We start from the raw sequence: 13,957 nt of genomic DNA on the forward strand, positions 1-13,957 counted from the left end.
CTACGGGCGGGTGTAGGCCGTGAGGTCGGGGACGGCCGCGAAGCCGACGCCGTAGGCGCTGACGCCGCGTCCGTAGGCGCCCAGCAGGACGCCGGGCGCCTCGCCGGCCAGCACCCAGCCGTACTCGGACTCGCGGTAGCGGAAGGGCTGCGGCAGACCGTTGACGGGCAGGCTGAGGGCGGACCAACCGGGGCCGTCCAGGTCGTCCGCGAGATCCCAGGCCAGCGCGGCCTGCTGGTCCATCCAGTCCTGGCGCAGGGCGCGGTCGAGCTGGCCCGGCCAGGTGGCGGCGAGCAGGCCCGAGCCGGCCAGCCAGGCGGCGGAGGAGGCCGAGGTGGCCTCCAGGGTGCCGGTGTTGTCGGCGCTGCGCCGCACGTCGCGGCGGGCCATCGTGACCACCACCGCGAACCGCCGCACGTCACGCGCCTCGTACGCCTTGGCCGGCTCGTCGCCGTGCCCCAGCGTGCCGTAGTCGACCACGGCGGGCCGCCCGCCGCGCGGGCCGGTGCCCGCACCGGCCTGCATCAGCCGGCGGCGGCCGGTCCAGCCCTCGTCCAGCCCGTACCAGGGGAAGTCGGCCGCCTGGTAGGGCGCCAACGGGTCGACCGGGCGGGCCCGCCCGCCCGGCACGGCGGGGGTCACCCCACCGGCCGGGGGGCCGTCAGCCTCCGCCGTTCCCACCGCATGACTCGTCGCGTCCATCCCCGGGCCTCCTCCGCGCGTGTTCCCTGCCGCGGGGCGCTCCGATCACGGCCTTCCGCGGCGTGTCCGCCGTGCGCGTCCCGGCCCGGACGGGGGCCGGGGCGGGACGCGCACGGCGGAGACAATCAGCACAATAGCGGCGTACGTGCCGACGCCCCGCTCAGCCGAGGGGCCGGGCGGGGCGTTGGCGCGTCGGGCGGGCGCCGGGCGTCAGGTCGCGTCCGGGTCGAACGGGGGACGCTCACCGGCGCCGAGCGGCGCGCCGGAGGCCACGGCCGCCCCGGTCGAGGCGGCCTTCTCCATGCTGACCGTGCCCGCGCGGCCGTTCACCGACGGGGCCGGCCGGTCGTCCAGGACGGACTTGATGTCGAGGCTGTCGCGGATGTCCCTGAGCCCGAGCGGGTCGTCGTCCCCGCCCATCAGCTGCTTGCGGACGAACGTCTTGGGGTGCAGGTCCTCGAACTCGAAGTCCTTGAACTCCGGGCCGAGCTCACTGCGGATGTCCTCCTTCGCACTGTCGGCGAAGGAGCGGACCTTCCGGATGAACCCCATGGTGTCCTGGATGAGCTTGGGGAGCTTGTCCGGCCCGAAGATCACGATGGCCATGATGACAAGCGTGACCAGTTCCAGTGGGCCTATGTCTGTGAACACGCAAGCTCCCACGCTCTTCGGACGACGGTGCCTACAGCGTAATGGCCGCCGGCGGGTCACCGGGCCCCGCTGTGATGAAGCCGTGGTGAAAACCCGCCGATGGCCGAACGCGGCTCACCGGCCTGCGGACGGACCGCCGCCGAAGCCGTCCCCGTACGCGTTGTCCGGGTAGGGCGGGCCCGCGGAGGGCAGGCCGCCGTACGGGCTTGCGGTGTACGGGCTCCCCGCGTACGGGAGCCGGCCCGAGTTGGTGCCCGGCACCGCGGCCGTCCTGGTGGCCGCCACCGGGATGCCGGGGAAGTCGACCGGGATCCGGCCCGACACCGCCGGCACCTGGGCGGAGCCGTCCGCCGGACCGTGGGGCGGCGTCACCGAGCTGCCGAAGCGGTCCCCGCCCGAGGGCACGGAAGGACCGCCGATCCCGCCGAGGGTGACCGCGGCGACCGAGAACGCCCCGGCGGCGGCTGCGGCGAAGACGAAGCGCCGGGCCCGGGGCGCCGTGCGTACGACGGGCTCCGGGGCGTCCGCCGCGGGCCCGCCGGAGACGTCCTGGCCCTGGGTCGCGAGCGGGGCCCCGGAGCCCGCCTGCGGGCCGCGGCGGCCCATCAGAGGGCGGAGCACCGAGCCGCGCCCGAAGGCCCGGGGGTCGACACCCGGCAGGGGCGCGTCGGCGCCCAGGGCGCCGGCGCCGAACGAGGACCCCGCGCCGCGCCCGAACGAGCCGCCGGTCAGCCGGCTGCCGCCGAGCGTGCCGGTGACGGCGGCCGGGGTGCCGCCGCCGGGGCCGCCGGAGCCGGAGCGCGGGTGGTCGTCGGAGTCGTCGTCCCGGGCCCGGCCGGCCGCCGTGGTGTCGGCGTCGTCCGGCCGGTCGCCGAGGGCGCCGACGGCGAGCAGCCGGGCCATCAGCGTGCCGGACGGGGCCGGCGTGCCGGTGTGCGTCAGCAGGTGCTTGACCGCCCGGCCCTCGTCGGCCTCGGCGAGGCACTGCGGGCAGGTCGCCAGGTGGGCCTGGACCCGGTCGCGGGAGTCGTGGCCGAGTTCACCGTCCACGAAGGCGGAGAGCCGCTCGCCGAGGTGGTGCTCCTCGACGACGGGCTCGGGGGCGCGCAGGGCGACCGGGCGCAGCTCGCTCTCGGGCGCGGCGGCCGTCGGGGAGGTGGTGACCGGTTCGGCGTCGGCTCCGCCGCGGCGGCCGAGCTGGGCCCAGCCACCGCCCCGCCGGGCCTGCGCCCGGCCCGCGGACTCGTGCGGCCCGGACCGGCCGACACCGCTCACGACCGCCTCCGTCCACGCCGGTCGGGGCCACCGCCCGCCTCGGCCGCGAGCGCGCCCACCGCCACCGGCTCCTCGGACCCGCCACGGCGCTCGCGCCCGGGCGCCGCGCCGGGGGCGCGGTGCTTCAGCGCGGCCCGCAGGTGCGAGCGGCCGCGGTGGATGCGACTGCGGACGGTACCGAGCTTCACACCGAGCGTCGCGGCGATCTCCTCGTACGAGAGCCCCTCGATGTCGCAGAGCACCACGGCGGCGCGGAACTCCGGGGCGAGGGTGTCGAGCGCCTGCTGGACGTCGGCGTCGAAGTGGGTGTCGCTGAAGTGCTGGGCCGGGCTCGGCTCACGGCTGGGGAGGCGCTCGGCGGCGTCGTCGCCGAGGGCGTCGAACCGGATCCGCTGGCGGCGGCGCACCATGTCCAGGAACAGGTTGGTGGTGATGCGGTGCAGCCAGCCCTCGAAAGTGCCGGGCGTGTAGGTGGAGAGCGAGCGGAAGACCCGGACGAAGACCTCCTGGGTGAGGTCCTCGGCGTCGTGCTGGTTACCCGTCAGCCGGTAGGCCAGTCGGTACACGCGCGCACTGTGGGCCTCGACGATCTCCTCCCAGGAGGGCGGGGTCCAGGTCTGCGCGTCGGGGCCCTCGGCGAAGGTGGCGAGAGCGGCGGGGGCCTCGGCGGTGCCGCCGGCCGGCTTGTCCAGGGGGGTGGGCGCAGGCTGGTTCATCACGGGCTTCGGCGTACGGGCCGACGTGGCGGCGCGGGAATGCCACCGCACAGGGACGTCGCCCTCGGCCACACCTCCTCGGTCGGCTCTTCTGCCCAGCAGGGCCACCACCATATCCACCTCACCCGTCAGATCCGGATAAAAGTGCTCAACCCCTGGTCGAGCACGCCCCTCATGCGCTATCAGCCCTCTGGTACGCACTCCCGTCGTCCGTTCCCGACTTCACCAACGGCCCGCCGCCGGACGCGGTTCCCGGGCGGCCAGTAATCTGTGCCAGGAAATATCGACATCCGGTCGGCACAGGGCCGACACCCGGCGCTCCGAAAGAGGCAGCCATCACCGAGTTCGGCTCCGCGAACGCGGCCCTCGCCGACACCTACGTGAGCGAGGACGCGGTCCTGACCTACGCCAGGGCCCAGTCCGCCAGGACCGGAATCCGCGCCATCGGGCCGAGCGGCGGGGCCTTCCTGCGACTGCTGGCCGCCGCGCTCGACGCCAAGGCGGTCGCCGAGATCGGCACCGGCACCGGCGTCTCGGGGGTCTACCTGCTGCGCGGGATGCGCCCGGACGGTGTGCTCACCACCGTCGACTCCGAACCGGTCCGCCAGCAGTTCGCCCGGGAGGCCTACCTGGCGGCCGGGTTCGCGGCCAATCGGGCCCGGTTCATCCCCGGGCGCGCCCTGGACGTGCTGCCACGACTCGCGGACGGTCAGTACGACCTGGTCTTCTGCGACGGCGACCCCGCCGAGTCCCGGTCCTACCTTGCAGAATCGTTGCGCCTGCTGCGGCCCGGCGGGATGGTCTGCTTCGAGGGCGTCTTCCAGGAGGGGCGGCTGGCCGAGCCCTCGCACCGGGACCGGCAGACCCACGCCGTGCGCGAGCTGGTCCGGGACGTCCGGGAGAGCGAGGACCTGCTGCCGGCCCTGCTGCCGGTCAGCGACGGGCTGCTCTGCGCGGTGAAGCGCTGACCCGGCCGCCCCGTCCGCTCCCGGCCCCCGCGGGCCGCGCCCGGACACCACGGAGCCCGGGCCGACGGTGTGTCGGCCCGGGCTCCGTGCACATCTCGAGGAGATGAGGGAACTTCCGCTGCGGTCAGCCGCAAGCCTTCTTCAGGGCCTCGCCCAGGGCGTCGGCCTCGTCCGGCGTGAGTTCCACCACCAGGCGTCCGCCGCCTTCCAGCGGAACGCGCATGATGATGCCCCGTCCCTCTTTGGTGACCTCGAGCGGGCCGTCACCCGTCCGCGGCTTCATGGCCGCCATGCTCGTTCCCCTTCCTGCAACCGCGCAGCTACGTACCGGCTGTCCGTCCGCCGCCGGTATCGAACGCATTGATCGGAAGCCATTATCCCGCATCCGGCGGCCCGATGACCAACATCACTCTCAGTACAACCGTGGCCGGACCCGCCCAAAGCGGGAGAATTCGTGCCGGATCGCCTGCCGCGGCACCGATCCGCACGCACACGAAACGTGCGATACCTCACACTCCCCAGCGGGCCGCCCGCTCCGGCATCCTGACACAGGACCCACCCCACCGAGCCGGGAGCCCTCACCCTCATGTCCGATTCCGTGCTGTACGAGCTGGACGGCGGCCTGGCCGTCATCACCATCAACCGACCGGACGCGATGAACGCGCTGGACACCGCGGTCAAGGTGGCCCTGCGCGACACCGTGGCCGCGGTCGCCGGGGATCCCGCCGTCCGGGCGGTGCTCCTCACCGGCGCCGGGGACCGCGCGTTCTGCGTCGGGCAGGACCTCAAGGAGCACGTGGGCCTGCTCAGGCGGGCCGAGGAGACCGGCGAGGGCGCGCTGCGCACCGTCGCCGAGCACTACAACCCGCTGGTCCGCGCCCTGGCCGGGATGCGCAAACCGACCGTCGCCGCGGTCGGCGGGGTGGCGGCGGGCGCGGGCGCGTCGCTGGCCTTCGCGTGCGACTTCCGGATCATGGCCGACACCGCCGGTTTCAACACCTCCTTCGCCGGCGTGGCACTGACCGCGGACTCGGGCGCGTCGTGGACGCTCCCCCGGCTGGTCGGGCACGCCCGGGCCACCGAGCTGCTGATGCTGCCGCGCACCGTCCGGGCTCCCGAGGCACTGGCCCTGGGCCTGGCCACCGAGGTCGTCCCGGCGGCCGAACTCGCCTCCGCCGCGCGGGCGTTCGCCGCGAAGCTGGCCGAGGGCCCGACCGTCGCGTACGGCGCGATCAAGGAGTCGCTGGCGTACGGCGCCTCGCACTCGCTCGACGAGCTGCTCGACAAGGAGGACGAGCTGCAGACGCTGGCCGGGGCGAGCGCCGACCACCGGATCGCGGTCGACGCGTTCCTCGCCAAGGAGAAGCCCGTCTATCTCGGGCGCTGAGGCCGGGACGGCCGCCCGGGTCCTGCACGGGCCCCAGGGCGGCCGCAGGGGCCCGTGTCAGGGGCGGGGCCCGGTGCGGGCGTGACAGTCCGCCAGGTGGTCGTTCACCAGGCCGCACGCCTGCATCAGCGCGTACGCCGTGGTCGGGCCGACGAAGCGGAAGCCCTGCTTCTTCAGCTCCTTGGCCAGCGCGGTCGACTCCGGCGTGACGGCCGGCACGTCGCCGAGCGCCCGGGGGGCCGGTCGGTCCGGGGCCCCGGCGAAGCGCCAGATCAGCGCGTCCAGCCCGCCGTCCAGGTCACGGGCGACCCGGGCGTTGGCGATCGAGGCCTCGATCTTGGCCCGGTTGCGGATGATGCCGGCGTCCTGGAGCAGCCGCTCGACGTCGGCCGGCCCGAACTCGGCCACCGCCGCGATCCCGAAACCGGCGAACGCCGAACGGAAGCCCTCCCGCCTGCGCAGGATGGTGATCCAGGACAGACCGGACTGGAACGCCTCCAGGCAGACCCGCTCGAAGAGCGCGTCGTCACCGTGGACCGGGCGGCCCCACTCGGTGTCGTGGTACACCCGGTAGTCGTCCGCCGACTCGCCCCAGGCGCACCGCAGCAGCCCGTCCGGACCGGCCAGCAGGCCGCTCAACGATCCGCCACCGGCTCGTCCGCCGAGGTCGGCTGCTGGGGCGCCTTCTCCAGCGAGGCCCGCTCGGCCGGAGCCTGCTCCGACGCCGCGAACGGTGCCACCACGTGGGCGAACTCCTCCAGCCCCGGCAGCGGTTCGGCACCGGCCACGGCGTCCGGACCGGCCTCGACCGCGCCGCGCAGGGCGGCGGCCGCCTCCAGCTCGGCGATCCGCGAATCCCGGTAGGAGAGTTCGGCGCCGAGGCGGTCGAGCACCTCGTCCACCTCGTCCATCCGGTAGCCGCGCACCGCCATGGGCAGCCGGATCCCGTCCACATCGGTACGGCTCAACGGCCGGTCCTGCGGGAGCCGGGCGGAGATCCGGTCCTGCACCGCCTCCGGCAGCGATCCGCCACCACCGAGCGCCACCAGCGCGGCGCCGCCGACCACCACGGCCATCGCCACCACGATCACCCAGAACACGAGCTGTCCTCCAGACGTCCCGATCGGCCCCGCAAAGCGTGCCGACCCCTACAAAGTGCGAGCATGGTCCCCGAGTAGGCCGGGGGCCATCATCGCACCCGCAGCAGCTGAGGAGGAGACATCGGTGGCACTGCGCCTGGGACCGCGTGAGTTCGGCGACGACGAGCTGGTGATCATGGCCATCGTCAACCGCACCCCGGACTCCTTCTTCGACCGCGGCGCGACCTTCGCGGACGACGCGGCCTTCGCCGCCGCCGACCGCGCGATGGCCGAGGGCGCGGCGATCCTGGACATCGGCGGGGTCAAGGCGGGCCCCGGCGAGGAGGTCACGGTCGAGGAGGAACTGCGCCGCACCGTGCCGTTCGTCGCCGAGCTGCGCAAGCGCCACCCCGAGGCCGTGATCAGCGTGGACACCTGGCGGCACGAGGTCGGCGAGGCGGTCTGCGAGGCCGGCGCCGACGTGCTGAACGACGCCTGGGGCGGTGTGGACCCGAAGCTCGCCGAGATCGCCGCGCGCTTCGACGCCGGGCTGGTCTGCACCCACGCCGGCGGCGCCGAACCGCGCACCCGCCCGCACCGGGTCGGCTACCCGGACGTGATGGCGGACATCCTGAAGGTCACCGTGGGGCTGGCCGAGCGGGCCGTCGCCCTCGGCGTGCGCCGGGACGCGGTGATGATCGACCCGGGCCACGACTTCGGCAAGAACACCCGCCACTCCCTGGAAGCCACCCGCCGGCTCCCCGAGATGACCGCCACCGGCTTCCCCGTGCTGGTCTCCCTCTCCAACAAGGACTTCGTCGGCGAGACCCTCGACAGGCCGGTGGACGAGCGGCTGCTCGGCACCCTCGCCACCACCGCCGTCTCGGCCTGGCTGGGCGCCCGGATCTACCGGGCGCACCAGGTGGCCGAGACCCGGCAGGTGCTGGACATGGTCGCCTCGATCCGCGGCACCCGGCCCCCGGCGGTGGCCCGCCGGGGGCTGGCCTAGCAGGGCTCGGCTCCGGTCCGGTCAGATCTCGGAGTCGGGGCGGCGTGTCTCGGCGAGGATCTTCATGACCTCGTCGATGTCGTCGGTGATGTGGAACAGCTCCAGGTCCTTCGGGGAGGCCTTGCCCTCGGCGACCAGGGTGTTCTTCAGCCACTCGAAGAGGCCGCCCCAGTACGCGGTGCCGAACAGCACCACCGGGAACCGGGTGACCTTCTTCGTCTGCACCAGCGTCAGTGCCTCGAACAGCTCGTCCAGCGTGCCGAGCCCGCCCGGCAGGACGACGAAGCCCTGGGCGTACTTCACGAACATCGTCTTGCGGACGAAGAAGTACCTGAAGTTCAGCCCGAGGTCGACGAACTCGTTCAGCCCCTGCTCGAAGGGCAGCTCGATGCCGAGACCGACGCTCAGGCCGCCGGCGTCGGAGGCGCCGCGGTTCGCGGCCTCCATCGCGCCCGGGCCGCCGCCGGTGATGACCGCGTAGCCGGCCTCGGCCAGGGCCCGGCCGATCGCCACCCCGGCCGCGTACTCGGGGGAGTCCACGGGTGTCCGGGCCGAGCCGAAGACGCTGATCGCGGCCGGGAGTTCGGCCAGCGCGCCGAAGCCCTCGACGAACTCCGAGGTGATCCGCCAGACCCGCCAGGGGTCGGTGTGCAGCCAGTCGGTGGGGCCGGTGGTGTCCAGCAGCCGCTGGTCCGTGGTGCCGGTGCCGACCTGGTCGCGGCGGACCAGCACCGGGCCCTTCTGCTTCTCCGGCCAGGCCTTCTTCGGGCGCGGCTCGCCCACCCGCTCGGGCCCGTGTCCGTAGTCCTTCTCGTCTCCTGTGCCTGTCATGACGAAACCCTACGCCCGCCGCCGCCCGTTTAGGGGGAACGGCGAAGGGTCCGTCCGGAGACCGGCAGATGACACCCGGGCGGACACCCGAAGACCGACCCGCCGTCACCGCGATCGGGCGCCCCGACCGGTCCGACCTGCGCAGTCCCCGTACCCGGAGCGAGCACCGAGCCGCCCCGGCCCCATCCCGGAACGGCGAGCGAGCGAGCGAGCCGGGCCTAACCGAGCAGCCAGTCCCGCAGGCGCTGCTCGACCTCGGCGATCGCGGCGAGCGAGCAGTGCTCCTCGCGCTTGTGCGCCAGGTTGGGGTCGCCGGGGCCGTAGTTCACCGCGGGGACGCCGAGGGCGCTGAAGCGGGCCACGTCCGTCCAGCCGAACTTGGCGCGGGCGCTGCCGCCGGTGGCCGCCAGGAAGGCGCGGGCGGCGGCCCGGTCGAGGCCCGGCAGCGCGCCGGGCGCGGAGTCGGTGACCGTGACCTCGTACCCGGCGAAGACCTCGCGCACGTGCGCCTCGGCGGCCGCCTCGTCGCGGTCCGGCGCGTAGCGGAAGTTGACGGTCACCACGCACTCGTCGGGGATGACGTTGCCGGCCACGCCGCCGTCGATCCGGACGGCGTTGAGGCCCTCGCGGTACTCCAGGCCGTCGATGTCCACCCGGCGCGGTTCGTACGAGGCGAGCCGGCCGAGCACCTCGGCGGCCTGGTGGACGGCGTTGTCGCCGAGCCAGCTGCGGGCGGCGTGGGCCCGTACGCCGGTGAGCCGGACCTGGACCCGCAGGGTGCCCTGGCAACCGCCCTCGACCACGGCTCCGCTGGGCTCCATCAGGACGGCGAAGTCGGCGGTCAGCCAGTCCGGGTACCGCGCGGCGAGGTGGCCGAGGCCGTTGCGGGAGGCCTCGATCTCCTCGCAGTCGTAGAAGACGAAGGTGAGGTCGCGGTTGGGCTCGGGCAGCGTGGCGGCGAGCCGCAGCTGGACGGCGACGCCGGACTTCATGTCGGAGGTGCCGCAGCCGTAGAGCAGGTCGCCCTCGACATAGCTGGGCACGTTGTCGGCGATCGGCACGGTGTCCAGGTGGCCGGCGATCAGCACGCGCTCGGCGCGGCCCAGGTTCGTCCGGGCGACCACGTTGTTGCCGTGGCGGTCGACGGTCAGGTGCGGGTAGGCCCGCAGCGCGGCCTCGACGGCGTCGGCGAGCGCCTGCTCGTCGCCGCTGACCGACGGGAAGTCGACGAGCCGCGCGGTCAGCGCACCGCCGTCGAGGGTGAGGTCCAGGGGCGTGTTCGGGCTGCTCATGGTCCGCAAGCGTATCCGCGGGCGCCCTCACGCCGGGCCCCGCCCCGCCCGGGCCGCCCGGCCCGCAACCGTCGGCGCCGCACATCCGTCCGACTAGGTACGGTGTCGGAGCAAGTGGACGGGCGAGAGGGGTGGCGGTGGCCAGGAGGACGGATGGCGAGCGGGACGGCTCCGGGGCTGCCGGCCGTCGGCGCGGGCCACTGCGCCGGGTGCTGAAGGTACTGACCGTTCTGGTGGTGCTCGGCGCGATCGCGGCCGGGGCGCTGTACTGGCTGCACCGGGGCAAGGTCGTCGCCGAGGGCTGCACCGTGACGACCCCGGCCGGTACGGGCACGCTGGAGCTGCCGCAGGCCGCCAACGCCGCGACGATCTCCGCGGTGGCGCACTCGCGCGGTCTGCCGGACCGGGCGGTGACGATCGCGCTGGCCACCGCGATGCAGGAATCGAAGATCCACAACCTGGCCGGCGGCGACCGCGACTCGATCGGCCTGTTCCAGCAGCGCCCGTCGCAGGGCTGGGGCACCGCCGAGCAGATCGGCGACCCGGTGTACGCCACCAACAAGTTCCTGGACAGCCTGGTGAAGGTGCCCGGCTACACCCGGCTGCCGCTGACCGACGCGGCCCAGCAGGTGCAGAAGAGCGGCTACCCGCAGGCGTACGCCAAGCACGAGGCCAAGGCGACGCTGCTCGCCTCGGCGCTGACCGGCCGTGAGGCCGCCTCGGTGAACTGCGTGGTGCACGAGTTCGACGCGCCCGAGGCCCCCGCCACCGACCCGGCCACGGCGGGCGCCTCCCCCACGGCGCCGGCGGCCGCACCCGACCGGACGCAGCAGCTGACCGACCGGGTGCGCCGTGAGTTCGGCCGTACCGTCACGGCCGCCGGCGGCTACTCGTCCACCGTCAAGGGCGCCGAGAACGCGGTGTCACTGACCCCCGAGCCGTCCGCGAGCACCGACTCCGGACCGGACGCGGCCCGGCAGAACGGCTGGGCGGTCGCGCACTGGGCGGTGACCCACGCACAGCAGCTGGGCATCCGGACGGTCGCGTACGACGGGAAGATCTGGCGGATGGCGAAGTCGGCGGACGGCTGGAAGCCGCAGCCCGCGGGCACCTCGACGACCCTGGTCCTGGTCTCGCTGGCCCCGAACCCCACCAGCCCGACGAGCGCCGCCAAGGGCTGACCCGGACACCCGGGCGCGCCCCGGCATCCGGGGCGGCGCGAAGGGTCGGCCCCGCCGCCCCGGGAGCGTCCCCGTCCGGCGGACGACCCGACCGGACGGGGCCCGACCGGACGGGGCCCGACCGGGGCACCCGCCGTGTTGACGCACTGGTGAGCGGGCCGCCGCCATCCGGGTGATTCCGGTCAACCGGCCGGGGCTCCCCACCTCCCCGCGACGGCCGCGCACGGGCCTTCCGGCGGCCCGTCCCCCGGAGGGCCCCGGCCCTGTCGCGCCAAGGGAAGTGACGGTTCTCCATCCGGTCGTGCGGGGGGCACGGCCCCCGGCCCGGGTGCGTGCGGATGATGTGATCTTCGGCGGCTGCTCGCCTCGGTCCAGCGAAACTTTCTCGCTCCTCGAGCGGTAATCACGTCGTCCGCCCGGCGGACGGGATTCACCCACACCTCTTAGGAGCACCATGTCTCTCCCCCTCAAGCGCCGGATCGCCCAGGCTGCGCTCATCGTCGCGGCCGGCGCCACCCCTCTGGTCGCTGCAGGGTCCGCCTCCGCCGCCGCCGACCTGGTCCCGCACACCGACCTGGGCGCGCCGCTGACCCAGTTGGCCGCCCCGGACGCGAGCTCCACCCTCCAGCACACCACCCACGAGCTCGGCAACGCCGCCGGCGCCACGGGGGCCGCCACGGTCGCCACCGGCGTGCCGGCGACCGCCGACGCCACCGGCAACATCGTGGCGACCACCCTGCCCGAGGCCAACGAGAAGACCGGTTCGCTGACCGCCCCGGTCGACAAGACCGCCGCCACCACCGGCGCGCTCTCCGGCGTCGCGGGCCAGGTCGCCCCGGCGCTGGCCGGCAAGCTCGGCCACGCCGCCACCGGCCGCAGCGCCGAGGCCCCGGTCGGCGGCCTCGGCCAGGCCACCGGCGTGGTGCAGAGCGTTCCCACGGCCGGCGCCCTGACCAACGCCGTCCCCGGCTCCGACACGCTCACCGGCGCGCTGCCCACCAGCTCCCTGCCCACCGGCTCGCTGACCCGGTCGCTGCCCGGCGCGGAGCTGCTCGGCCTCGGCGAGCACGGCGCCGCCAACCGCCTCGGCGGCGTGCCGGACCTCGGCGGCAGCTCCCCGCTCTCCTCGCTCACCAACCTGACCGGCGGCCTGGGCGCCCTCGGCCCGGTCGGCGGCCTGCTCGGCGGTGTCGGCGGCGGCGGCATCAGCTGACCCTCCCGCGGACGACGGGCGACGGCCGGGGGCCGGGAGCAGTCGCTCCCGGCCCCCGGCCGTCGCGTGCTCCGGGCGTCAGCGGCGCAGCCGCTCCACGGCCGCGGCCACCCGCTCGTCGGTCGCGGTGATCGCGACCCGGACGAAGCGCTCGCCGGCCGGCCCGTAGAAGTCCCCCGGGGCCACCAGGATGCCCAGGGCGGCCAGTTCGGCGACGGTCTCCCAGCAGGGCCGGTCCTGGGTCGCCCACAGGTAGAGGCTCGCCTCGGAGTGCTCGATGCGCAGGCCGTAGGCCTCCAGCGCCGCGCGCAGCGCCGTACGGCGGGCCGCGTAGCGCGAGCGCTGCTCGGCCACGTGCGCGTCGTCCGAGAGCGCGGCGACGGTCGCGGCCTGGACCGGCGCCGGCACGATCATGCCGCCGTGCTTGCGGATCTCCAGCAGCTCCCGCACCACGACCGGGTCGCCCGCCACGAAGGAGGCGCGGTAGCCGGCCAGGTTGGAGCGCTTGGAGAGCGAGTGGACGGCGAGGATGCCCTCGTGCCCGTCGCCGCAGACGTCCGGGTGCAGGACGGAGACCGGCTCCGCCTCCCAGCCCAGTTCCAGGTAGCACTCGTCGCTGACCAGCAGCACCCGGTGCTGCCGGGCCCACTCGACGGCCGCGCGCAGCTGCTCCTCACCGAGCACCCGCCCGGTCGGGTTGGAGGGCGAGTTCAGCCAGAGCAGCCGGACCCGGGCCGGGTCCAGCTCGTCCAGTGCCTCGTACTCGACCGGCTCGGCGCCGCAGAGCCGGGCGCCGACCTCGTAGGTCGGGTACGCCAGCCGCGGATAGGCCACCTGGTCGCCCGGGCCCAGCCCGAGCTGCGTCGGCAGCCAGGCCACGAGCTCCTTGGAGCCGACGGTCGGCAGGACGGCCTGCGGGCCGATCTCGGCCCCGACCCGGCGGTGCAGCCAGCCGGCGATCGCCTCGCGCAGCTCCAGCGGGCCCCAGACGGTCGGATAGCCCGGGGTGTCCGAGGAGGCGACGAGCGCCTTCTGGACCACCTCGGGGACCGGGTCCACCGGGGTCCCGACGGAGAAGTCGCAGAGGCCGCCGGGGTGGGCCAGCGCGGTCCTCTTGTACGGCTCGAGCCGGTCCCAGGGGAACACCGGAAGGAGGTCTGATACGCGGCGCGCCGCTCCCGGGTGGCCCGGGAACGGCGCGCGCGTGGTGTCGTTACCGCTCACTGCTCGACTGCCACCGATCAGTGGTCGGCGTTCTGCGGCGGCAGAGCGGCGATGAACGGGTGGTCGCGCTCGATCAGGCCGAGCTTCGAGGCACCACCGGGCGAACCGAGGTCGTCGAAGAACTCGACGTTCGCCTTGTAGTAGTCCTTCCACTCCTCCGGAGTGTCGTCCTCGTAGAAGATCGCCTCGACCGGGCAGACCGGCTCGCAAGCGCCGCAGTCGACACACTCATCCGGGTGGATGTAGAGGGACCGCTCCCCCTCGTAGATGCAGTCGACCGGGCACTCTTCGATGCACGCCTTGTCCTTGACGTCGACACAAGGCTGCGCGATGACGTAGGTCACGCTGTCGTTCCTCCTCGGAAGGGCTGTCCGCCCAAACTGTATTGCTCGCGTGCGCGGGTGAGCGCGTGTCGTCGATGCCCGCCCC

At 74.5% G+C, this 13,957-nt stretch carries 16 protein-coding genes; 5 read left to right on the top strand and 11 right to left on the bottom strand.

The window, feature by feature from the left end; genetic code table 11:
- The 4 genes from OG823_RS13130 to sigE all read right to left on the bottom strand — a co-directional run bounded on the left by OG823_RS13130 (position 1) and on the right by sigE (position 3,344).
- Positions 1–702 (bottom strand): hypothetical protein, encoded by a 702-nt coding sequence (locus OG823_RS13130; RefSeq protein ID WP_371479681.1) that lies wholly within the window; start codon positions 700–702, stop codon positions 1–3.
- A 210-nt stretch (positions 703–912) separates the two neighbouring features.
- Positions 913–1,353, bottom strand: a complete 441-nt coding sequence (locus OG823_RS13135; RefSeq protein WP_371479682.1) for a sec-independent translocase — start codon at positions 1,351–1,353, stop codon at positions 913–915.
- Positions 1,354–1,467: 114 nt separating this feature from the next.
- Positions 1,468–2,628: a zf-HC2 domain-containing protein gene (locus OG823_RS13140; protein ID WP_371479683.1), complete on the bottom strand. Its 1,161-nt coding sequence runs from the start codon at positions 2,626–2,628 to the stop codon at positions 1,468–1,470.
- Positions 2,625–3,344: an RNA polymerase sigma factor SigE gene (gene sigE, locus OG823_RS13145; protein ID WP_371484460.1), complete on the bottom strand. Its 720-nt coding sequence runs from the start codon at positions 3,342–3,344 to the stop codon at positions 2,625–2,627. Before sigE ends, OG823_RS13140 begins: the two co-directional genes overlap by 4 nt.
- A gap of 380 nt (positions 3,345–3,724) precedes the next feature.
- On the opposite strand from sigE, the gene OG823_RS13150 reads away from it, so the two are divergent.
- Positions 3,725–4,312, top strand: coding sequence for an O-methyltransferase (locus OG823_RS13150; protein ID WP_371479684.1), 588 nt, complete (start codon positions 3,725–3,727; stop codon positions 4,310–4,312).
- Positions 4,313–4,436: 124 nt separating this feature from the next.
- Here the strand turns inward: OG823_RS13150 and OG823_RS13155 are convergent, their stop codons facing one another.
- Positions 4,437–4,604, bottom strand: coding sequence for a DUF3117 domain-containing protein (locus OG823_RS13155; protein WP_014137929.1), 168 nt, complete (start codon positions 4,602–4,604; stop codon positions 4,437–4,439).
- 294 nt (positions 4,605–4,898) lie between these two features.
- Between OG823_RS13155 and OG823_RS13160 the strand changes: the two genes are divergently transcribed.
- Positions 4,899–5,699 carry an enoyl-CoA hydratase-related protein gene (locus OG823_RS13160; protein WP_371479685.1) on the top strand — a complete coding sequence of 267 codons (801 nt, stop codon included), beginning with the start codon at positions 4,899–4,901 and terminating at the stop codon, positions 5,697–5,699.
- 57 nt (positions 5,700–5,756) lie between these two features.
- On the opposite strand, the gene OG823_RS13165 is transcribed toward OG823_RS13160, so the two are convergent.
- Both OG823_RS13165 and OG823_RS13170 read right to left on the bottom strand, forming a co-directional pair.
- Positions 5,757–6,338 carry a DNA-3-methyladenine glycosylase I gene (locus tag OG823_RS13165; protein WP_371479686.1) on the bottom strand — a complete coding sequence of 194 codons (582 nt, stop codon included), beginning with the start codon at positions 6,336–6,338 and terminating at the stop codon, positions 5,757–5,759.
- Positions 6,335–6,799, bottom strand: a complete 465-nt coding sequence (locus OG823_RS13170) for a DivIVA domain-containing protein (RefSeq protein WP_371479687.1) — start codon at positions 6,797–6,799, stop codon at positions 6,335–6,337. Before OG823_RS13170 ends, OG823_RS13165 begins: the two co-directional genes overlap by 4 nt.
- A gap of 175 nt (positions 6,800–6,974) precedes the next feature.
- On the opposite strand from OG823_RS13170, the gene folP reads away from it, so the two are divergent.
- Positions 6,975–7,787, top strand: coding sequence for a dihydropteroate synthase (gene folP, locus OG823_RS13175; protein WP_371484461.1), 813 nt, complete (start codon positions 6,975–6,977; stop codon positions 7,785–7,787).
- A gap of 21 nt (positions 7,788–7,808) precedes the next feature.
- On the opposite strand, the gene OG823_RS13180 is transcribed toward folP, so the two are convergent.
- Together OG823_RS13180 and dapE are read right to left on the bottom strand one after the other, a co-directional pair.
- Positions 7,809–8,618, bottom strand: a complete 810-nt coding sequence (locus tag OG823_RS13180; RefSeq protein WP_371479688.1) for a TIGR00730 family Rossman fold protein — start codon at positions 8,616–8,618, stop codon at positions 7,809–7,811.
- 218 nt (positions 8,619–8,836) lie between these two features.
- Positions 8,837–9,910, bottom strand: coding sequence for a succinyl-diaminopimelate desuccinylase (dapE, locus tag OG823_RS13185; RefSeq protein WP_371479689.1), 1,074 nt, complete (start codon positions 9,908–9,910; stop codon positions 8,837–8,839).
- Positions 9,911–10,119: 209 nt separating this feature from the next.
- Here dapE and OG823_RS13190 point away from each other — a divergent pair, with 209 nt between their 5' ends.
- On the top strand, positions 10,120–11,091 hold the full coding sequence (locus OG823_RS13190; protein ID WP_371479690.1) for a hypothetical protein: 972 nt from the start codon (positions 10,120–10,122) through the stop codon (positions 11,089–11,091).
- Positions 11,092–11,545: 454 nt separating this feature from the next.
- Entirely contained in the window at positions 11,546–12,304 is a 759-nt protein-coding gene (locus OG823_RS13195) for a hypothetical protein (RefSeq protein WP_371479691.1), read from the top strand.
- A 78-nt stretch (positions 12,305–12,382) separates the two neighbouring features.
- On the opposite strand, the gene dapC is transcribed toward OG823_RS13195, so the two are convergent.
- Positions 12,383–13,528, bottom strand: a complete 1,146-nt coding sequence (gene dapC, locus OG823_RS13200) for a succinyldiaminopimelate transaminase (RefSeq protein WP_371479692.1) — start codon at positions 13,526–13,528, stop codon at positions 12,383–12,385.
- Between the two features lie 17 nt (positions 13,529–13,545).
- On the bottom strand, positions 13,546–13,872 hold the full coding sequence (gene fdxA, locus OG823_RS13205) for a ferredoxin (protein WP_030061559.1): 327 nt from the start codon (positions 13,870–13,872) through the stop codon (positions 13,546–13,548).
- Positions 13,873–13,957 lie beyond the last annotated feature (85 nt).

The organism is Kitasatospora sp. NBC_00315 (genome assembly GCF_041435095.1).
GTDB lineage: Bacteria > Actinomycetota > Actinomycetes > Streptomycetales > Streptomycetaceae > Kitasatospora.